Genomic DNA, 20558 nt, shown 5'->3' with positions numbered 1-20558 from the left:
ATTAGCTGAAATATATAGGGAATACCTAATATTTCAGCTCATAAGTAAGGTTAAATCAATTGCGAGAGCATATCGTCTGAAAATTCAATTAACGCTTCGCCCATTTTTACTTTGGTAACGTAATCAGGATTGGCAATAAGCGGACGACCTATGGCAAGTAAATCAAATTTTTCTTCGCTAATAGCCAGGCTCCCGGTTCGTGGCGTATAGCTACCCACACCCACAAGTGTCTTGCTGTAATGAGCACGCATATATGCTGATACTCTGCCATCCAATGATGTAAAGATCATGCTGTCATCAAAAATCCCAACATGTAGGTAAGCTAAGTTGCGTTGTTCAAGCTCAGCAAGCAGGTAGTCGAAAACGAGGCGGTCACGAGAGTCCTCTTCCATATAATGATAAGCGCCGGGTGATAGGCGAAGTGCGGTGTGATGTTCACCAATACGCTCTGAAATGGCATCAACAACCGCTAATGGAAAGCGGGTCATATTTTCAGGCGAACCACCAAATTTATCTTGGCGAATATTGCTACTATGGTGAAGAAACTGATCAACGAGATAACCATTTGCACCATGAATTTCAACACCATCAAAACCGGCGTCAATAGCATTTGCAGCTGCCTGACTATAATCTTTAATCAGTTGTTCAATATCTTCTATTGTGACGGCTTTAGGTGTTTCATACACTAATTCACGCTGACGAGGCACTGTGCCTTCAATCGCTAGTGCTGATGGGGCTAAAATATCACCGCCACCATAAAAATAAGAATGTGCAAGTCTACCGGTATGCCATAGCTGAGCGAACATTTTCCCTCCATTGGCATGGACTGCATCGGTAACTTGTCGCCATCCTTCAATTTGCTCAGGGGTAAACAGACCCGGTACATTAGGGTTTCCCTGAGCGTCCGGTCGAATGACGACCGCTTCTGAAATAATTAAACCGGTATCGGCACGACGGGCATAATAGTCAGCCATCGCTTTGGTTGGCACCAAATTATCGTCTGCCATACAACGAGTGAGTGGTGCCATAAGAATTCTGTTTTGTAGTGTTATTGCATCATTCAATTGGAATGATTGGAATAAATTACTGGTCATGTTGATTACTTCTCTACATCATTTGCCGGTTTTTAAATTCATCGTAAATATTCTGAAAATAGTACGAGTTCGATACTGTTAATCAATCATTTAAAATGATTAATGTTAAGTGTAAATAACGACTGACTTTATTGAGTATTAGCCCATACACGGTAAATATAATATGGCGCTTTGCCTATATCCGCTCCGTCATTAAAGCGCGGAGATTTGTGCAGTTGGTTGACTGAAATGTAGAGCCAGCCGTTATCATCAGCCGATACATTGTCTGGCCAATTTAGGCGAGCATCTCTGATAAATGGGGTAAACACTCCGTTAGCACTCAACTTATCGATGCCATTTTCATTTAAGTTAGTAATGAAATGATTGCCAAAGCTATCCGTTGTGGCACCGTCTGAAATCGGTTTCTCACCTACGCGTGTAATATGATGGGCAATAACGTCATCGGCGACACCATCACGGAACAATTTAGCCGGTACGCTATACCAAGTTCTGCCATTCATTGCACCGAAAAACAATGTTTCTCCGTCAGCAGATAAGGTGATTGGGTTGATGCCTGTGTTGGCTGGCTTACCGCCAAACATGACGGCTTGACCATTAATCACCATTTTAGCGTTAACTTCGGGCTTTAATGATGGGTGGTTGCCAAAACGTCGGACCTTATTGGTTGCCAATTCCACCGCGAGTATGCCGGGATTGGCCAAATCGGCTAAATAAACCCAACCTCTTTCACGGTCTACCACTAAATCCTGAACAAAGCTGTTAGCAGGTGCGATATCCGTTGGCAGAACAATTTTGCTGATTAATTCACCACTGTCGATATCAAAACCCCAAATTCGGGTTTTACCGATATGCAGTCCCATGTCTACGATCCACAAACCGCCTTGCTTATCTTTAGTGATACCCAGTGGTGTATCAATGGTATTTTCACTGTATTGGCCTTTTGGGGACTGCACCTTGCTTGATGGCCAAGGTTGATAGCTGTTTGGCCCCGTCACCTCCAGTAGTTGTATACCTTGTTCACCAGCAAAGGGGTGGACTGTGGCAAAGACTCTACCGGATTTTGTGGCACTCACATTACCAGGGCGAAAAGGCAGTTCAAGAACGGTTTCTAGCTGAGCAAGAGTGGCTGCCTTTTCGACGTTTTGGTCGGTATTGGTGTTTTCTAATAAACCACAACCTGAAACTACGAGTGTCAGTAGTAGGCCCGTAAACGTTTTTTGCATTGGCAAAACCTTGGATAAATTATTTATCATTTTTTAAAACCTTTTAGCGTTATTTTCAGATTTGTCTCTTTGGATCAGAACCATTATGTGACCGTCAGGAGCTGTTGCTAAAACGATAACGATTTACTGTTGAGCATGAGTGATAGTTATCTTGAGTTTGCCCAGTGTTTGTCGATGTCGACGATGGCAATTATTTTATAGCTAAAGCGTCTATTGGCTTCAAAGATAAGTATTATCATAGTATCAACCGCATCATCGCAAGCTCAAATAGTCAGTGAATCACAGCCTTTTGTTACTTGCTCAAGCGTCAAATAAACAATAGCGCTGAGAGTGAGTCTTTGTGCTGAAGCGTATTCACTTTTTGTCCTCAGCTAAGCGGTTATTTAACTCGTGTGCATTTTAGATCTAATCTATATAATTAAAAATTGAATATAATTTATAACTGAGTTCCAAAATATGAATATTAGAAATCGTGATATTAACCTTCTCTATTTGTTTCAGATTTTGTATCAAGAAGGGCTCGCCTCGATAGCCGCAGAAAGATTGGCGATAAGCCAACCCGCACTGAGCCACAGGCTCAATAAGTTAAGAAAGGAGTTTGACGATCCCTTATTCGTTAGGGGAATAAAAGGCCTAGTCCCAACCCCCAAGGCGCATGCTATTGCGCCACAAATATCTCGCTTGGTGAGTGAGCTAGAACACTTTTATCAATCTGAATTAGACGTTCCTTTAGATAAAGTGAAAGATGTGATCCATATTTATACAACCGATTATATGGAAAGCATCCTGCTACCTAAATTGCTATCTGAAATTCAAAAAATCATGCCTTTTGTGCAGATTGTGACTCATAATACCCAGGGGAAATTGCCCAGAAAAATGCTAGAAAATGGCCAATGTGATATCGCGATTGCTGGATTTTACTCAGATCTCCCCAGTACTTTTTATCAGCAAAAGTTAAAAGAAGAACGATTGAATGTGTTAGCCAGACAAGACCATCCAATCATTGGTGACACACTCTCCCTCGATGCCTACCTAGAATGCAAGCATATCGTGACCACGCTCACGGGAGATCTCAATGGTGTTGTTGATAAAGCCTTGTCACTGATGGGAAAACAGAGAAATGTTATCTCTGGTATATCAAGCTTTATGATCCCTGCACAGATAGTGAGTCAATCAGATTTTATATTGACTTGTCTCGATTCAGTTGCCGATCAGGCCATGGATCAATTTGCTAACTTACAGCGCTTTAATAGTCCAGTACAACTATCGACTGTCAATGTGTTTCAAATTTGGCATGAACGAACCCAGCATGATGCCATAAGGGCGCAGGTTCGAAAAATGATCCATTCTATTCTTGATGAAAATGGCATAGATCGTTGAGGTCAATCCTCTTCAGTATGGAATACTTTTGTTGACTCAAAGACTGAAGCAAGGCCGCTAACATTAAAACCATTTAAACCTTTGTATTATTTGATCGCTTGTTGGCATTATCATTGAGGCAGTGAAAGCCAATAAAAGCATTGTAGAGCTTAATAAATATGGGCAGGTGATTGTTTGACGATGCCATTAAAAACTAATATGCTTTTTTAGACGTCATATCATTTAACTTTCATGCCTGTAAAAGTAAAGGGGGTGAAAGCGAAAAATTCGACACATTAGTAGTATAAATGGGTTATTAACCCATTTATTAATCCATTTATTAACAGGAACGTAATGATGAGTATGAAACAAGTATACGAAAAGAAATTACAGGCACAATTAGACGAGTGGAGTGCGGAGATCAACAAACTCAGAGCAAAAGCCGACGGTGCAGCAGCTGATAAACAACTTGAATACTATAAGAAAATTGAGGAACTGCAAGCTATGCAGGTAACTGCCACCAATAAGCTTACCGAGCTTAAGAACGCGAGTGACGATGCTTGGGAGGACCTTAAAGTCGGTATTGATAGTGCGTGGGATTCTCTTGGTCATGCATTTAAGTCTGCGACTTCAAGATTCAAGTAAACATCCTTCACTATGGCTGCTAATCATTTAGGCGGTTAAAAATGAAATCACACGTCTTTGCATTGATATTGATCGGCATATTGGGTGTGACTCCATTAGGTTATGCCCAAACGGAAAACGCCAATACTTCATTAGAAGAGGTTAAAAAAGAAACGCAGGATTTGCTTGCCGCCATCGACTCATATACTGCTGATAAAAGAGATGAGGCGGTTATAAAAGCAAAAGAGGGCCTGAATAAACTGGATAAACGTATCGATACGCTGGAGGCGGCGATTGATCAAAACTGGGACAAAATGAGCGAGGCCGCGCGCAAGGAAGCTCGAGAGAATCTTAGGGTAGTTCGCAAGCAACGCAATCAAGTTGCCCAATGGTATGGCAGCATGAAAACCAGTTCTGCCAATTCGTGGGACCAGATGAAAAAAGGGTTCTTGGATTCATATAAAACCCTCGAGGATGCCTGGAGAAAATCTGAAAAAGAATCTAGGCACAAAGAATAAACTGTCATAAACGGGTAGCCGGAGTTATTTAACCTCTCGCGCCCTCAACACCTTGCATGAGGCTCCTCACAGCAGGTTTCCCCTAGGTGTTTACTTCCTTCGCTATTGTTACCAATCGTTATGGCCTATTCATACCTATTCATACCTGTTATTGATGGGGTTTTGCCAGATGCAAGGGATCGAGTATGGCTTTTAGTTCACTTTCGCCCAGTTCGGTTTCTTCAAGTGCAATTTCTAAAACAGATTTATGCTCTGCATCAGCACGCTTGGCAATGTTAGCGGCCATATCGTAGCCCAGTACTGAATTGAGTGCGGTGGCAAGAATGGGGTTTTTCTGCAATGCTTGGGTTAAATTATCGACATTAGGTTGAAACTCGGCAAACACTTTGTCTGTCATGGCTTGGCAGGCATGGGTCAATAAATCGATGCTGGATAGCAACTTATCGGCAATCAGTGGCAGCATGACATTTAACTGAAAATTACCCGATTGAGCCGCGATGGTTATGGTAGCTTCATTACCCATCACTTCAGCGGCAATCATGGCTATGGCTTCGGGGATCACAGGGTTGACCTTGCCGGGCATTATCGATGAGCCCGGTTGCAGCGCCGTTAAGCTAATTTCGTGTAATCCGGCGATAGGGCCGGAATTCATCCAGCGCAAATCATTGGCGATTTTCATTAAGGTGACCGCTAATCCTTTGAGCGCCGAAGCCATGGCTAGAGTGTGATCTTGACTACTCATATACAAGGCCGGGTTTGCCGCCGCTTGCCAGGGATGCGGATCTTGCATTTGCAGGTAGTAACAAGCCAGTTCGGCAAAACGTGGATCGCAATTAACCCCCGTGCCGACGGCTGTGCCGCCCAAAGGTAAATAATTCAAGGTCAGTTCCACCTGCTGGATCCTATCTTGAGCACTGTTGAGTTGTTGTTGCCAACATTGCAGCTCCTGACCTAGGGTGATGGGCATGGCGTCCATTAAATGGGTGCGACCCGTTTTGACCAGATTTGAATGCTGCACAGCCAAATGCTGCAATCTGTCACTCAGAGCCATAATGGCCGGATGCAGTTGCCACTTTAAACGCCGAACTGTGCTGATGTGAATACAGGCAGGTATGACATCATTGCTGCTTTGACCCATATTGACATGATCATTGGGGTGAACTTCTGCCTGCAAAATGTCGCTGGCGAGGCTGGCAATCACTTCATTAACATTCATATTAGAACTGGTGCCGGAGCCCGTTTGGAACAGGTCAATCGGGAAATGCTGCGAAAAATCAAGCTGTTTACTGGCAGTAATGGCTTGCTGAATGGCTGTTGCCATGGTGCTATCAAGCAAGCCGAGCTGGCTATTGGCTTGTGCTGCTGCTAATTTTATATCGAGTAAGGCGAGTAACGCCGCTACCGGAAAACGCCGTTCAGAAAACTGGAAGTTATCCCGCGCGCGTTGAGTTTGCGCCTGATAATAAACATCCTCTGGTACCTGGATATTACCCATACTGTCATGTTCTATACGCATCTTGCTCATAGGATTTTCCGCGTCGATTTTGATGTGGATATGTTAGGGTGTTAATTAAGCTTAGCATGAAGTGCCACTAAACGTTTACTGGGAGATCAGTGATGAAAAATTCGATGCAATTATTGAAACAGCTTGAAAGTAATGGAAAAAATTTCCGCTATTATAGCTTTGACCGATTAGCCGAACACTATGACTTATCCCGCTTACCCTTTGCGGCAAAAATATTGTTAGAAAATCTTCTGCGTTATGAGAATTCGGAATTTGTCCAGCCAGAGGATATCGATACCTTGGCACGCTGGGATCTGGATAACTGGTCAGAAACTGAAATCGCTTTTGTGCCCTCTAGGGTCATTTTACAGGATTTTACCGGTGTACCTTCTGTGGTCGATTTGGCCGCGATGCGTGATGCTATCGAAACATTAGGGGGTAATGCTGATGCTATTAATCCACTCAATCCGGTGGAGCTGGTTATTGACCATTCCGTCATGGTCGATGTATTTGCCGAAACCGGTGCGATGCAAAAAAATACCGCCATCGAAATCGAGCGTAACCGTGAACGATACCAGTTTCTGCGTTGGGGTCAGCAGGCCTTTGACAACTTTAAAGTGGTGCCGCCAGGGCGCGGTATCGTGCATCAGATCAATCTAGAATATTTGGCTCGGGTGGTCTTTGTCAAAGAAGATGAAGATAACTTATTGTACCCCGACACTTTGGTAGGTACAGATTCTCATACCACCATGATCAACGGCTTGGGCGTACTGGGTTGGGGCGTGGGGGGCATTGAGGCTGAGGCCGCCATGTTAGGTCAACCCGTTACCATGCTGCTACCTGAGATTGTCGGCTTTGAATTTATCGGCAAGTTACCTGCAGGGGTTACGGCCACCGATCTGGTCTTAACGGTCACCGAGCAATTACGTGAATTTGGGGTAGTAGGAAAATTTGTTGAATTTTTTGGTGCCGGTGTCGATCAATTGACCTTAGCCGATCGGGCGACCATTGCCAATATGGCCCCTGAATACGGTGCCACCTGTGGTATTTTCCCGATCGATCAGCAAACTGTAGATTACTTAGCCCTTACTGGTCGTGATCCTGAGCGGATCGAGCTCATAAAGGCTTATCTTAAAGAGATGGACATGTGGGGCAGCGCATCTGAGAACAAAGCCTGTTATCACGACAGTTTACAATTAGATTTGGGCAGTATTGTGCCCTCTATCGCCGGTCCAAGAAGGCCGCAGGATAGGATTGCACTTGATAAAGCGGGCGTCAGTTTCCGTCAGTGGCTGGACAGCCAGATCCCTGTTAATCAAATCGAAACTGTAGGTAAAGATGAACTGTCAAGCGAAGGTGGTCCCTCTGCGCCGGTCGCTGATGGCAACACAGGCGTTGCCTGCCAGTATCGAGATAAGGACTTTGTCCTCGAAGCTGGGGCGGTGGTGATTGCCGCGATTACCAGTTGTACTAATACCTCCAATCCATCAGTGTTAATCGCCGCCGGATTATTGGCCAGAAATGCCCGCCAAAAAGGCTTGCAGGTCAAGCCTTGGGTGAAAACCAGTTTTGCACCTGGCTCGCAGGTGGTGACAGACTATTTAATCAAATCGGGTCTCAATGTCGATTTGGATGCCTTAGGGTTTCAGTTAGTTGGCTACGGTTGTACTACCTGTATTGGCAATTCCGGACCCTTACCTCAGCCCGTCAGCGCAGCGATACAGCAGGGCAGGTTGAAGGTGTGTTCTGTGTTATCGGGTAATCGTAACTTTGATGGCCGTATTCATCCTGAAGTACAAGCTAATTATCTGGCATCGCCGCCCCTTGTGGTGGCGTATGCACTGGCCGGTAATATGAAGGCCGATATGGTCAGCGAATCACTTGGCGATGATGTTGATGGTAAGGCCGTCTATTTAAAAGATATCTGGCCGGATAATCAGGAAATCCAACAGGTCATGGCCAGCGCGGTGCAAAGCGATATGTTTGTGTCCCGTTATGCCGATATTTACAGTGGCGATGCCGACTGGCAAGGGTTAGAAGTGGTGCAGAGTCAGAAATATAATTGGCCGGATTCCACCTATGTTAAACAACCGCCATTCTTTGACGGGATCAGCGCTGAGATACCAGCAATAATGGCTATCGACAATGCCCGTTGTTTACTCAAATTGGGTGACTCGGTCACGACCGATCATATTTCACCTGCGGGATCTATTGCCCCAAACAGTCCTGCTGGAGACTATTTACAACAGGCTGGTGTGGCCATTAAGGACTTTAACTCTTACGGTTCGCGCCGCGGAAACCATGAAGTGATGATGCGCGGAACCTTTGCCAATGTCAGACTGAAAAATCTGCTGGCTCCGGGTACTGAGGGCTGCTGGACACGCTTGATGCCTAATGGTGAGTCGATGACAGTTTTTGATGCTGCCATGCACTATCAACAACAGGGCACTCCTTGCATCGTGCTTGCCGGTAAGGAATACGGCACGGGTAGCTCACGAGACTGGGCAGCCAAAGGGCCCGCACTGTTGGGCGTTAAAGCGGTCATTGCCCAAAGTTATGAACGTATTCATCGCTCGAACCTGGTTGGAATGGGTATTTTACCTTTGCAGTTTATGCCAGATGACAGTGCAGAGTCGCTGAACCTCACTGGTGAAGAGCAATTCAGTATTCCTGCCGTGAGTGCTGGTCAGAAAACAGTCAAGGTAACTGCGACCGACAAAGCGGGTAAGCAAGATTCGTTTGAAGCGAAAATCCGTATTGATACCCCCAATGAGTTCAATTACTACCAACATGGCGGTATTTTGCATTATGTATTGCGCAATCTAGCTAAGTAATCAGGGTTCTACATAAGGTAATCACCCGTTTAAAATAACCTGTAAATAGGCCCAAGTTTAACAACTTGGGCCTATTTGTATTCTGTCGAAATGGAGATGGGCAGCGACGGTTTGTTGTTTAGCTGTTTGGTGACACTGTGCGTCTCGATCAAAGGTTCAATCGGCATGAAAGTAACCACAAACATTAATGCTTTACTTTTTTATTCGAATATTTTGAACGTGTTAGCATGCCTAAGGTTTAATTCTTAGCGTTAAACCATCAATTTTGCTTGAGATTGTGAAATATACACGGCGAATACCGTTCAAAGGAGTTATTGTTAAATGAAAAAGCATAATATTTTCATTATTTGCGTATAAATGGATTGAGCAATCCATTGATGCAAGTAAACATTAGTCTTGTCAATATATCGTGATAGCATAAAAAACCAGCTAATCTGATATTAACCTTAGGTGTTTCTTGTCCTCCTGCTTGTGGTGTTAAGACTCGGTATTGAACCCCAGATTTAAGATGGTATTGGGTCGGAAGGAGTCTACAGCTGACCTTTAGCAGCCCTATAAAAAGACTTTAATTCACAATGACTAAACATAATATGAAACATAAAAAATATTTTTTAATCCTTTCAATCATCTTTGCTATTGAATGCTTAGTACTTTCTATATCGCCTTATGATCGAGCCGATTGGGCGCTTGAGAATGTACTGGTCGTCGTATCTGTCATCCTTATTGCTATATCCTATAAGAAATGTCCATTATCGAGAGTCTCTTATGGTTTTATATTTGTATTTATGAGCCTACATGAAATAGGTTCATATTATACTTATTCTAATGTTCCTTATGATGCATTTTTAACGTCGTATTTTAATTTTAGCCTTAATGAATATATGGGATGGACCAGGAATAATTTTGATAGATTGATTCATCTTTTATACGGCCTTTTATTGGCATCCCCTATCAGAGAGTTGTATTGCCGAATTGCTGGTATGAAAGGATTTTGGAGCTATCTTGCTCCTTTAAATCTCATTATGGCAACCTCGATGCTATATGAACTGGTTGAGTGGGGCGCCGCAGAGACATTTGGTGGAGACCTAGGGATGGCGTATTTGGGGACGCAGGGCGATATTTGGGATGCACATAAAGATATGGCGTTGGCAAGTCTTGGCGCATTGATAGCTATGGCGATTACCCTTTATATCAATTCACGTATTCAGAAAGACTTTGGTGAAGAATGGCAATTAAGTTTGAAACTAAAGTTTTAAAATAAAAAGTAAGGGATGTTAAGTGGAAAGAGAGCGTCCTAGTTTTAATTAGCCATACCACACATTTCTTTAGCTAGACTCAATCTATTGATAAATGTCATTTAAGTTTAGTGTTTGAAAGCCTCGCAAGGCTATCGCAATCAATGCTGAAAAAGACTGTGTTATTGATTAGAAGAATGGGTGATGAGATGGACGTCCCCAACAATCCTGACACAGGGGCCTAGCGCCATTTTGCTGGCATTAGCGTTAAGCACCTTTCTTTTGGGATTATCGGCGTCTTCGATGATGCCAATGCTGCCATAAATCAACGAAACATTTTCCTCCTCATCATCACAGAGCGGTTGTGCTATTAGTGTTTACGGGATAGGGCCGTTGGGTATGCCCATTTTAATGCTGATCACGGCTACCATAAAAAACGCCATTTTTAGCTGTTTTCTGATATTAATGTTTATCTCTAATGGCTTAAGTGCCATGGCGACATCACTTGAACAGCCAATTGTATTTCGTTTTTTAAGTGGTCTACCTCTCGGAGTTTATTGTGGTGCCGCTATAGTACTTGCGGCCGATATTGCTGCCTTAAACATCACCGGAATCGCAATAGTGAGTTCCATTATATTTCCCCTCGCTTATGTCCGTGCCTACGATAATATTTGGTTATTGTATAGGCTGATTTTATTTATTGGCTGCAGTGTAGGATTAGCCGCATTAATTCAAACATTACTGCTGGATATATCGCCAAATGATCAGGTCATGATCGGTGCTTGAGTGCAATGTTCCGGCCCTTGGGTGGACGGCATGGTTATCGCACAAGGTGCACTGCCTAACGAGATGGGTTATTTACCGGCGGCTTAATGATGTGGCTGTTGAGCTCTCTTCAAAGAACAAAAAAGCTCAATTAAAGCAGTACTCATCATAATCACATTGTGGATGAAATTGCGCTTAATGGGCCAATATAATCACCTTAGAAAACGATTTACCCTAGCGGATGAATACGCTGCCAAGCTGCTATCTTGTTTAGACTCTGGATAACTCGGTTGCGGATCCATGATCCGCAGTACACTTTGATTGGGTAACTAACACAAGCTATCGGTTAATATATGGTAAGTTTTTGTTCGCATACTCTGTCTTCCTCTTGCTTTGACTATTCTCTACTTTTCAATAGTTTTTGTTAGAAAAATTGATCCACTTTTCAATAATTACTTTCTCCCAATAAGGGGCATTATTAAAGAATATGAACTAAAATAATATGCAGGAATTAACATAATATATAAGCAGCTAAGTTAACCAAGTAAGACCCTTATATTAACCAAATTACACCCTTATATTAACCAAGAAATATCCTTAGATTAACCAAGGAATAGCCTTATATCAAGCAAAGAACAGCCTTGTATTACCTAGTTAAAACCTTTGCTTTCAAGTGGTTATAATTTTTCAAGGGTAAGTATACATTGACAAATAGGTCAGTTAGGGATTATTGTATACAAAAATATTTAGCAAATGTACCGTAAATATTTAACCTCGCAGGATCTATTCATGTGCTTTTTATGTAGAGTTTGTGCAATAAAGCAGAGCGACGTAAATGAGCGTAATGGAAGAAAATGATATGGAAAAAATAGTTATAAAAAACCTCTATAAGGTTTTTGGTTCCGAGCCTCGCAAAGGGGTAAAGTTACTGGAACAAGGGAAAAGCAAAGAAGAAATTTACGAACAGACAGGACTTACTGTTGCTGTGCAAGGTGCAAGCTTTGAAGTGAATAAAGGTGAAATTTTTGTCGTTATGGGTCTGTCCGGTTCAGGAAAATCAACGCTCGTACGAATGCTGAACAGGCTTATTGAACCAACATCTGGAGAGGTGTTAGTTGATGGTGAAGATATTCTCAAAATGAGCAAGGATGAGCTAGTAAGGTTCCGCAGAAGTAAAACCAGCATGGTTTTTCAGTCCTTCGCTCTTATGCCTCATCAGACCGTGTTGGAGAATGCTGCATTTGGCCTCGAACTTGATGGTATGGATAAGAAAGAGCGTGAGGAGCGAGCCTTAGATGCTTTGAAACAAGTCGGACTTGAAGGCTTGGAGAATGCATATCCAAATGAATTAAGTGGTGGTATGCAGCAGCGGGTCGGATTGGCGCGTGGCCTCGCTGTAGATCCGGAAATCCTGCTCATGGATGAGGCCTTTTCGGCGCTTGATCCTCTTATCAAAACAGAGATGCAGGATGAACTGCTGAAACTCCAAGATCGGCATGAGCGCACTATCATTTTTATCTCCCATGATCTAGACGAAGCATTACGGATCGGTGACCGAATTGCCATTATGCAGGGCGGGCGAGTCATTCAAGTGGGGACGCCAGAAGAGATTCTGCAGAACCCTGCTGACGATTATGTCCGGGCATTTTTCCGGGGCGTGGATCCAACCGGTGTTATTTCCGCCGGGGACATTGTTCGCGATAGCCAGCCAACGGTCGTCTGGCATACTAAAGCAGGCAGCCCGCGAGCCACCTTGGAAATGTTGAGCATGAAAGATCGAGAATTTGCCTATGTTCTTGACTCAGAACATCGGTTTTTGGGTGTTGTCTCTTCAGATTCACTGCGCGACGTTATTGATAAAGGTAATGGTACCAGCAAACTTGAACATGCTTTTCTGGGCGATGCAGAATCAGTTCAGGAAACCGATAGTCTCCAGGATATCTTGCCACTGGTAGCATCACATGCTTGGCCTATTCCGGTAGTAAATTCAGAACGTAGATATCGCGGCGTTGTTTCTAAAAACCTCTTCCTTCGCACCTTGAATCGTGCAGAGAAGGGGACCTATTTTGAGCAGTCAGCACCCTAGAATACTTTCTTCAGGAGTTTTATATAATGTTCAGTTTTGATGAAAGAGTGATTCCCTTGGATGTTTGGATCACCAGTTTTGTTGACTGGTTGGTTGAAGGATATCGATGGTTCTTCCAAATGATCAAGTGGCCAGTAGATTTTATTCTGTCCGGCGTATCGGACGGTCTATTGGCAACTCCGCCTCTCCTTGTTGTTGTGGTGTTTGCCATTATTGCTTGGCGGGTTTCAGGTTTTAAACTTGCGGGGTTTACGGTCGCATCATTAGTTCTCATCGGTCTACTTGGATTTTGGCCAGAAACCATGATAACCCTTGCCATGGTCTTTTCATCAGTTGTGTTCTGCACCGTTGTTGGGGTGCCATTTGGCATATGGGCTGGTCGCAGTGATCGTGTGAATAACATTCTACGGCCAGTTTTGGACGCGATGCAGACAACGCCAGCCTTTGTTTATCTGGTACCCATAGTGATGCTTTTTTCCATTGGCAATACAGCCGGTGTTCTGGCAACCATAATTTTTGCCTTGCCACCGCTCGTCAGATTGACGAGTCTTGGTATCAGGCAGGTGCATCCAGAGTTGGTCGAGGCTGCGCTCGCCTTTGGGGCAACAAGTTCGCAGGTTTTGCTTAAAGTTCAGATACCACTCGCTCTGCCGACCATCATGGCGGGCCTTAATCAGACCATCATGATGTCGCTTTCCATGGTGGTGATTGCCGCTATGATTGGCGCAGGAGGCCTCGGGGCACCTGTCGTTCTCGGCTTGAATACACTCGATATTGGTCTAGCCACCGTTGGCGGTCTAGCGATTGTTTTATTAGCAATCATTCTAGATAGAATAACCCAATCAATGGCAACCAAAAAAAAATAAGGACGGAAAATGATACTTAAAAAAGTAGTAATTGGTGCAGCTTTAGCTGCAATGACAATGACAGGGGCAGTTCTTGCCGATAATCACCAGCCAGGAGAAGGCGTTACCGTTAAACCTGCGCGAGCCACGTGGGATACCGGATTTTTTCAGGAAGCACTTGTGGCACGAGGTCTTGAGACTCTTGGCTATGATGTGGAAAAACCCAAAACGCTGGTGAATCCGATCTTTTACAAAACAGTGACTCTCGGTGATATTGATTATTGGACCAATGGTTGGTTTCCAATGCATAACGATCAACTACCGAACAATTTCGATGAAAAGGCTGAAAAGATTGGTTATGTAATGAAAGCCGGTGGTCTAGGGGGTTATTTAGTGTCTAAAAAAGACGCAGACAAATATAATATTACCTCCCTTGAAGATTTTAAACGCCCAGAGGTGAAGAAAGCATTTGATACCAATGGTGATGGTAAAGCCGATCTGACTGCCTGTCCTCCAGGTTGGGGATGTGAAAAAATAATCACCCACCATATGGATGTATACGGTCTCAAAGATTCTATCAATCCGGTGCAAGCTTCATATGCAGCAGGAATGGCATCAGCGATGGCGGGTTATAAAAATGGTGGACCAATATTTTTCTATACTTGGGCACCAAACTGGACCATTTTCAAACTGAAGCCAGGCAAGGACGTAGTCTGGATAAACGTGCCTGAAATTAATCCAACAAAAGCCCAAAGTGTTGCCGTTGAACGGATGACGATAAGTGGGCTTGAAGGCGCGGTTTCTGACCCGGTAAAACTTGGTTTTGTTGCTTCTGACATCCAAATAGTCGCCAACAAAAAATTCACCAAGCAGAATCCTGCAGCAAGGAAATTTTTTGAGGTCTTTACCCTGCAGCTTGCCGACGTCAACGAACAGAACACTCGGATGAACGATGGTGAAAAGAGTGCGCAGGACATTCAAGGCCACGTAGATGAGTGGATTGCCAAAAACCAAGATACATGGAACGGTTGGCTTACTGAAGCACGCAACGCTGCGAAGTAGCCTCAACCTACAATAGCTTATTTATAACCCGGAGCACACGTACAGTGCTTGCGGGTTATTTTTTTTCACAAAAACCAATTGTTTCGTCAAATGTTTGGACCTGCTTTCAAGCAAGAGTACAACGCTGATAATGATGTAGCCCTTTAAGAGGGAATGATGTTTTTTCAACGAAACAAGCCTAAGTTCTGAACATATTTTTCAAATTCAACACATTATTTAAAATATAACCCATAAGAAAAATGAATGTGCTTAATTAAGTTCAAAGGCACAGGTCTATTATTGGCAATCATTTAAAGAGAATGACCCAATCTATGGCAACAAAAAAATAAGGAACGAAAATGAGAATTAAGCAAGTAATAATGGGTGTAGCTTTAGCTGCAATGACCATGACCGGGTCAGCAGCTCTTGCCGATAATCACCAGCCAGGAGAAGGCATAACCGTCAAACCTGCACGGGCCACGTGGGACACCGGCTTTTTTCAGGAAGCTCTGGTGCGACGAGGTCTTGAAACTCTTGGGTATGATGTGGAAAAACCTAAAGATCTGTCGAATCCGATCTTTTACAAAACACTGACTCTCGGTGATGTAGATTACTGGACCAATGGCTGGTTTCCAAATCATGACGGCCAGATGCCGAAAGGGTTTTACGACAAAGGTGAGAAAGTTGGTTATGTTGTTAAGGCCGGTGGTCTGCAGGGCTATTTGGTGTCTAAGAAAGAGGCAGATAAATATAATATTACCTCTCTGGAGGATTTTAAACGTCCTGAGGTGAAAAAAGCATTTGATACCAATGGTGATGGCAAAGCCGATTTGACCGCTTGCCCTCCAGGCTGGGGATGTGAAAAAGTTATCAGCCACCATATGGATGTATACGATCTCAAAGATGCTATCAATCCGGTGACCGCTTCATATGCAGCAGGAATGGCATCAGCGATGGCGGGTTATAACAATGGTGAACCAATATTCTTCTATACTTGGGCACCAAACTGGACCATTTTCAAACTGAAGCCAGGCAAGGACGTTGTCTGGATAAACGTGCCTGAAATTAAGCCATCCGAAGCTCAACGTTCTGGTGTTGAACGGATGACAGTAAGTGGAATTGAAGGTGCGGTTTCTGACCCGGTAAAACTTGGTTTTGTTGTTTCTGACATCCAGATAGTCGCCAACAAAAAATTCACTAAGCAGAATCCGGCAGCAAGGAAATTTTTTGAGGTATTCACTCTGCCACTTGGCGATATCAACGAACAAAACACTCGGATGAACGAAGGCGAAAAGAGTACGCAGGATATTCAAGGCCACGTGGATGAGTGGATTGCCAAAAACCAAGATAAATGGAACGGTTGGCTTACTGAAGCACGCAACGCGGCTAAATAGTCTCAACCTGCAATAGCTTATGTGTAACCCGCAGCACACGTACCGTGCTCGCGGGTTATTTTTTTCACAAAAAAGCAGGTGTTTGGTGAAACGTATGCAACCGCTTTTTAAAAGGTACAAAGCTAATAAGTATGTAGCCCTTTAAAAGGCAATGATCGAGCAAAGAAACAAGCCTAAGTTGTTTTCATTTTTTTGAACTCAACATATTATTTTAAATATAAAGGTATTTATTTAAGTCCAAAGGTACAGGTCTACCAGTGCTTAATTATGCCACCAAAGGTTGTTCTATTTGATCACAGTATTTAGAAAGATATAAGCCAAGTAACGCCAACTGGGCAACTGATTTGGGTGTTACCGTATATTCTATTGTGATACTTTTGCAAATCAATATCCCTTGAGTTAGACCTTGTGATCGAACTTATTTCTGCCCCATTATGTGTTTAGGCTATGGCCTGCGGCCACTAACGTCGTGGCGCTTCACCCACACCAGACTAAGAGGAAATCAACGGCTATTCCCTCTTTATTCTTTATAAAATAATTGGCCCAGCCGCCCCGCAACATTTTCCTTATTTACTTAAACAACAGATGAGAAAAGGTCGCCATGGGGATTGATCCAGCTTTTAACTTCATTTAGTGTTCTTCGGACTTATTCGAAAATGCTAACACTTCCGATGGTACATCCTGTACCGCGAAAGCTAAGCTCACATCCATGTGAGCTTCACGCTATTTTCTTCAACGTCCTCAAGTTCAGAGTTGAATTTGTACATTTTCAATTAAGCAGACAAACTCATTTATGCCCCAAAATAAGTCAGCTAATTAGATTTGAGCTTTTCCTATTTAGCTTTCATCTATAGACAACTATGCGGCTAAATCGAAGAGAGTTAAATTACCGGTGTAGATGAGTCAGCGAGTATCCAAACAGGGATGTTTTGGTTAAGCCCACAGGGATGCTGATTTTAACATCAAGAGCTGGCGTCTCGCTTAATCATCTGCACTAAGGTCACTCTTTCACATCCCTGTGATCGCGACATTTACTACGTCCTGTAGCTCACATGCTGCAGGCAATAAGTTCAAATGAAGCTACGTTATAAATCAAGCTAAACCAATACCAAGTAAGCTGAGTTAATCAATATCTCAACCCCACTTTTGCCCAATTCTGAGTTCGATTAACCCCTAATTAAACTAAAATCATGCCCCATTCTTGATGATGCATGCGGCAACGGTTTTACGGGTTTGGGTTAGGGTACACCACCACTTAATACAATGCGCAGGTTGCTAAGTAACGTCAGCAAACTTGGGGATTCTCCAAATATAAAAATTCCCAGCGCTAAAGTGAAAAAGCAAGCGAGTATAGCGAAATGGAGCAATTACCGATACATCTCCAGCGCGCATAACAATAGTTAGCGCGTTATAAGGCGCTACACTCAAAACGATGGCGCCAATAATCTGCATTGCTGCAATAGCACTAAGGTGTAGATGACAAATGTGATTGCCTGTATTGACGGTTCAAAAGCAACCTTGGCCGTATGTGATGCCAGTGGCTGGGCTGCTGAGCAATTAAATGTCCCTGTGACCCTATTACATGTATTGGATAAACCCGCTTATCCTACCGAGCTGAATTTATCGGGGAACATAGGTTTAGGTACGCGTGAGCACTTGCTCGCCGAAATGGTTGAACTTGAAGAACGCCGCGGCAAACTAGCACTCGAGCCGGCTAAGTATATGCTGCAAGATGCAACCCCCCGGGTGTTTGAAAGACACCCCACAGTAGCGATCGACCCACTGCAGCTGACTCGATGGCTAACAAATACCCTTGTCAATTTTACAGTAAATGCCTTCATATGAGGCAAGGTCAACGTGGTGATCATCGCGGCGTTCAACGCGCAATGAGATGAAATAGCTTGTTCAAATCAACCTTGACTACGGCTTTATGCTTCCTATACTCAAAAGTGATCTCAAAAAGGAGCCGCTAATGCAAGTTAAGCCAGATAGGCACAACACAGGTACATTCATTGCGATAATGATGATGTGCGTATTGATGATTATCACATCGCCTGTGGTAGCAAAAGAGGCACCTGCTCAACCGCGGCTGATATTACAGATCACCGTCGATGCGCTGCGTGGCGATCTGTTAAATCGATATGACAAGGTACTGGGTGAGGGCGGGTTCCGTTATCTGCTGGATAACGGGATCAACTATAACAATGCCCACTATCAGCACGCCAACACCGAAACTATTGTTGGACATACTTCCCTAGCAACCGGTGCTGCGCCAGCTGCTCATGGCATGGTGGCTAATGTCTGGTTTGATCGTGATAAAGACCGCCTAGTCTATAACATCGAAGATGCGAACTATCATCTGCTCACAGCTGGCGCTGATGTCGATAAGCAAACCGAGATCGACCCGACGCAAAAAACCGCCAAGGTCGATGGTCGCTCACCCAACAATATTATGACTTCAACGCTCAGTGATGAGATCGCAATCAGTTTTGCCGGCCGTTCTAAAATATTTGCGGTGTCGGTCAAAGACCGTGGTGCGGTGGCACTCGCCGGACATGCCGGCAAAGCGTTCTGGTTTTCCAAGGCCAGCGGTGAATTTGTGACCAGTAATTATTATTACGATCGTTATCCCGACTGGGTCGTTGAATGGCATACCCGCAAACCGGCCAACGCCTTCGCCGATAAATCATGGCAACTGCTGCGTAAACCTTCCGACTATCTGTTTGCTGATGCCGATGATCGCGAGTACGAGACCGATCTCGCGGGTTTTGGCCGCGTCTTTCCCCATGCCTTTGGTCAGGCCGATGATAAGTATTTCACCACCAAACTGACACTTAGCCCCGCCGGTGATGCACTGACGCTGGATTTTTCCAAGACATTACTCGATAAAGAAAAACTCGGCCAAGATGACGTGCCGGATTATCTCGCCATCAGTTTTTCATCAACCGATTATGTCGGTCATATCTTCGGTGCATCGAGTCTGGAGAGCGAAGACAATATTGCCCAACTTGATCGTACACTGGCGGATCTGTTTGCCTATGTTGATAAAAAAGTCGGCCTGGAAAATACTCTGATTGTGTTATCTGCTGATCATGGTCAACCAGAGGTTCCCGGTTATCTGCATGGCAACGGCATCGCCAAGGCGAGCTACTTTGATGTCGAGGCACTGGATAACAGCTCGGCAATCGCGGCGATAAAACAACAGTTCGGTTTGCTCGTGACGCCAGCAGAGAAGTTAGGCGATAAGTCCGGTGAGCCATCGGATACGGCTTCAGCTCACGCTAATAATAAGCCAAAGCAAGCAAAGCTAATCGAAGCGTATTTTCATCCTTACCTTTATCTCAATCATAAACTGATCGATAAAAAAGGCTTGGATCAAGCGGCAATAGAGCAAACGCTGGTTGATGAACTGCTCAAATTTGATGGCATCGCTTATGCGGTATCGAGCGCAGCATTGCGCACCAATAGCGTGCCAGATAATGCGATGATACGTTCAATCAAAAGCAACTATCACCCGAAACGCTCCGGCGATATCTATGTGGTTTTCCAGCCCGATGTGTTCATTAATGATTTCGATGGCCTAACCGTGTCTTCAACCCATGGTTCGCCCTGGCGTTACGATACCTTCGTGCCAGTGATCTTTGCCGGTGCGGGTTTGTCTGCTGCGACGGTGAGTCGTGCCATTACGCCTTATGATATCGCGGCGACAATCACGACGTATCTCAACATAAAACCACCATCGGGTTCGACGGGAACGCCGCTTAAGGAAGTGTTGGCCAAGTAGCGCAAGCTGGAATAATGAATGACTTTATGGAGAAATGACTTTATGGCTAAATGATGCGAGCAGGGTGGTGATTACTGGCGCAAGTCTTGGAGCAGTTCTTGAAGACGAAAAGTCATATGCCGAACAAGATGACAAGTTGACAAGATCACAAACCGATGGCCTGTTACCGTAAGCGTGGATAAACCCAGTTCGATATGGCTTAGTTGCAGTGGTTTTGAAACGTTAAAGACTCTGTTTAGATTATGCTGGCTC

15 protein-coding genes and 1 pseudogene are annotated in these 20558 nt (G+C 44.1%); 13 read left to right on the top strand and 3 right to left on the bottom strand.

Going from position 1 to position 20558, the window contains the following annotated elements:
* Positions 1 to 50: 50 nt before the first annotated feature.
* Both EGC80_RS03435 and EGC80_RS03430 read right to left on the bottom strand, forming a co-directional pair.
* The gene (locus tag EGC80_RS03435; protein ID WP_124012746.1) at positions 51 to 1094 is read right to left on the bottom strand and encodes an alkene reductase; all 1044 of its coding nucleotides are present in this window, start codon (positions 1092 to 1094) and stop codon (positions 51 to 53) included.
* Positions 1095 to 1222: 128 nt separating this feature from the next.
* Positions 1223 to 2317 (bottom strand): L-dopachrome tautomerase-related protein, encoded by a 1095-nt coding sequence (locus EGC80_RS03430; RefSeq protein ID WP_124012745.1) that lies wholly within the window; start codon positions 2315 to 2317, stop codon positions 1223 to 1225.
* A 456-nt stretch (positions 2318 to 2773) separates the two neighbouring features.
* Here EGC80_RS03430 and EGC80_RS03425 point away from each other — a divergent pair, with 456 nt between their 5' ends.
* From EGC80_RS03425 to EGC80_RS03415, 3 genes are all read left to right on the top strand, one after another.
* Positions 2774 to 3697 carry a LysR family transcriptional regulator gene (locus EGC80_RS03425; RefSeq protein ID WP_124012744.1) on the top strand — a complete coding sequence of 308 codons (924 nt, stop codon included), beginning with the start codon at positions 2774 to 2776 and terminating at the stop codon, positions 3695 to 3697.
* Positions 3698 to 4039: 342 nt separating this feature from the next.
* The gene (locus tag EGC80_RS03420) at positions 4040 to 4321 is read left to right on the top strand and encodes a sll1863 family stress response protein (protein ID WP_232772099.1); all 282 of its coding nucleotides are present in this window, start codon (positions 4040 to 4042) and stop codon (positions 4319 to 4321) included.
* Between the two features lie 41 nt (positions 4322 to 4362).
* Complete coding sequence (locus EGC80_RS03415; protein ID WP_101033194.1) at positions 4363 to 4818, top strand: hypothetical protein; 456 nt, start codon at positions 4363 to 4365, stop codon at positions 4816 to 4818.
* A gap of 148 nt (positions 4819 to 4966) precedes the next feature.
* Here EGC80_RS03415 and EGC80_RS03410 read toward each other — a convergent pair whose 3' ends face one another.
* The gene (locus tag EGC80_RS03410) at positions 4967 to 6343 is read right to left on the bottom strand and encodes a lyase family protein (RefSeq protein WP_101033193.1); all 1377 of its coding nucleotides are present in this window, start codon (positions 6341 to 6343) and stop codon (positions 4967 to 4969) included.
* A gap of 92 nt (positions 6344 to 6435) precedes the next feature.
* Here EGC80_RS03410 and acnA point away from each other — a divergent pair, with 92 nt between their 5' ends.
* From acnA to EGC80_RS22355, 10 genes and pseudogenes are all read left to right on the top strand, one after another.
* The gene (acnA, locus tag EGC80_RS03405) at positions 6436 to 9156 is read left to right on the top strand and encodes an aconitate hydratase AcnA (protein ID WP_101033192.1); all 2721 of its coding nucleotides are present in this window, start codon (positions 6436 to 6438) and stop codon (positions 9154 to 9156) included.
* 590 nt (positions 9157 to 9746) lie between these two features.
* On the top strand, positions 9747 to 10412 hold the full coding sequence (locus EGC80_RS03400; RefSeq protein ID WP_232772098.1) for a DUF2238 domain-containing protein: 666 nt from the start codon (positions 9747 to 9749) through the stop codon (positions 10410 to 10412).
* A 183-nt stretch (positions 10413 to 10595) separates the two neighbouring features.
* Positions 10596 to 11311, top strand: a pseudogene (locus EGC80_RS03395) (hypothetical protein).
* A gap of 704 nt (positions 11312 to 12015) precedes the next feature.
* Positions 12016 to 13242, top strand: a complete 1227-nt coding sequence (gene proV / locus EGC80_RS03390) for a glycine betaine/L-proline ABC transporter ATP-binding protein ProV (protein ID WP_101034765.1) — start codon at positions 12016 to 12018, stop codon at positions 13240 to 13242.
* A 26-nt stretch (positions 13243 to 13268) separates the two neighbouring features.
* On the top strand, positions 13269 to 14108 hold the full coding sequence (locus EGC80_RS03385) for an ABC transporter permease (protein ID WP_101033190.1): 840 nt from the start codon (positions 13269 to 13271) through the stop codon (positions 14106 to 14108).
* A 9-nt stretch (positions 14109 to 14117) separates the two neighbouring features.
* Positions 14118 to 15149 (top strand): glycine betaine/L-proline ABC transporter substrate-binding protein ProX, encoded by a 1032-nt coding sequence (gene proX, locus EGC80_RS03380; RefSeq protein WP_124012743.1) that lies wholly within the window; start codon positions 14118 to 14120, stop codon positions 15147 to 15149.
* 338 nt (positions 15150 to 15487) lie between these two features.
* A complete protein-coding gene (gene proX, locus EGC80_RS03375; protein ID WP_124012742.1) occupies positions 15488 to 16522 on the top strand; it encodes a glycine betaine/L-proline ABC transporter substrate-binding protein ProX in 1035 nt (344 codons plus the stop codon).
* 1476 nt (positions 16523 to 17998) lie between these two features.
* Complete coding sequence (locus tag EGC80_RS03365) at positions 17999 to 18367, top strand: universal stress protein (RefSeq protein WP_233768589.1); 369 nt, start codon at positions 17999 to 18001, stop codon at positions 18365 to 18367.
* A gap of 127 nt (positions 18368 to 18494) precedes the next feature.
* Positions 18495 to 20306 carry an alkaline phosphatase family protein gene (locus EGC80_RS03360; RefSeq protein ID WP_233768588.1) on the top strand — a complete coding sequence of 604 codons (1812 nt, stop codon included), beginning with the start codon at positions 18495 to 18497 and terminating at the stop codon, positions 20304 to 20306.
* 34 nt (positions 20307 to 20340) lie between these two features.
* Positions 20341 to 20478, top strand: coding sequence for a hypothetical protein (locus EGC80_RS22355; RefSeq protein WP_164839413.1), 138 nt, complete (start codon positions 20341 to 20343; stop codon positions 20476 to 20478).
* The last annotated feature ends 80 nt before the right edge of the window (positions 20479 to 20558 follow it).

The sequence above is a fragment of the Shewanella psychromarinicola genome (assembly GCF_003855155.1).
Classification (GTDB): domain Bacteria; phylum Pseudomonadota; class Gammaproteobacteria; order Enterobacterales; family Shewanellaceae; genus Shewanella; species Shewanella psychromarinicola.
Note: the sequence above shows the minus strand (reverse complement) of the source record. Positions and strands in the feature narration are given on the sequence as shown.

What these genes read in the sequence shown, in the direction of transcription:
- EGC80_RS03435 (WP_124012746.1), bottom strand. Translation starts at nt 1,094, where the DNA reads ATGACCAGTAATTTATTCCAATCATTCCAATTGAATGATGCAATAACA.
- EGC80_RS03430 (WP_124012745.1), bottom strand. Translation starts at nt 2,317, where the DNA reads ATGCAAAAAACGTTTACGGGCCTACTACTGACACTCGTAGTTTCAGGT.
- EGC80_RS03425 (WP_124012744.1), top strand. Translation starts at nt 2,774, where the DNA reads ATGAATATTAGAAATCGTGATATTAACCTTCTCTATTTGTTTCAGATT.
- EGC80_RS03420 (WP_232772099.1), top strand. Translation starts at nt 4,040, where the DNA reads ATGAAACAAGTATACGAAAAGAAATTACAGGCACAATTAGACGAGTGG.
- EGC80_RS03415 (WP_101033194.1), top strand. Translation starts at nt 4,363, where the DNA reads ATGAAATCACACGTCTTTGCATTGATATTGATCGGCATATTGGGTGTG.
- EGC80_RS03410 (WP_101033193.1), bottom strand. Translation starts at nt 6,343, where the DNA reads ATGAGCAAGATGCGTATAGAACATGACAGTATGGGTAATATCCAGGTA.
- acnA (WP_101033192.1), top strand. Translation starts at nt 6,436, where the DNA reads ATGAAAAATTCGATGCAATTATTGAAACAGCTTGAAAGTAATGGAAAA.
- EGC80_RS03400 (WP_232772098.1), top strand. Translation starts at nt 9,747, where the DNA reads ATGAAACATAAAAAATATTTTTTAATCCTTTCAATCATCTTTGCTATT.
- proV (WP_101034765.1), top strand. Translation starts at nt 12,016, where the DNA reads ATGGAAAAAATAGTTATAAAAAACCTCTATAAGGTTTTTGGTTCCGAG.
- EGC80_RS03385 (WP_101033190.1), top strand. Translation starts at nt 13,269, where the DNA reads ATGTTCAGTTTTGATGAAAGAGTGATTCCCTTGGATGTTTGGATCACC.
- proX (WP_124012743.1), top strand. Translation starts at nt 14,118, where the DNA reads ATGATACTTAAAAAAGTAGTAATTGGTGCAGCTTTAGCTGCAATGACA.
- proX (WP_124012742.1), top strand. Translation starts at nt 15,488, where the DNA reads ATGAGAATTAAGCAAGTAATAATGGGTGTAGCTTTAGCTGCAATGACC.
- EGC80_RS03365 (WP_233768589.1), top strand. Translation starts at nt 17,999, where the DNA reads ATGACAAATGTGATTGCCTGTATTGACGGTTCAAAAGCAACCTTGGCC.
- EGC80_RS03360 (WP_233768588.1), top strand. Translation starts at nt 18,495, where the DNA reads ATGCAAGTTAAGCCAGATAGGCACAACACAGGTACATTCATTGCGATA.
- EGC80_RS22355 (WP_164839413.1), top strand. Translation starts at nt 20,341, where the DNA reads ATGACTTTATGGCTAAATGATGCGAGCAGGGTGGTGATTACTGGCGCA.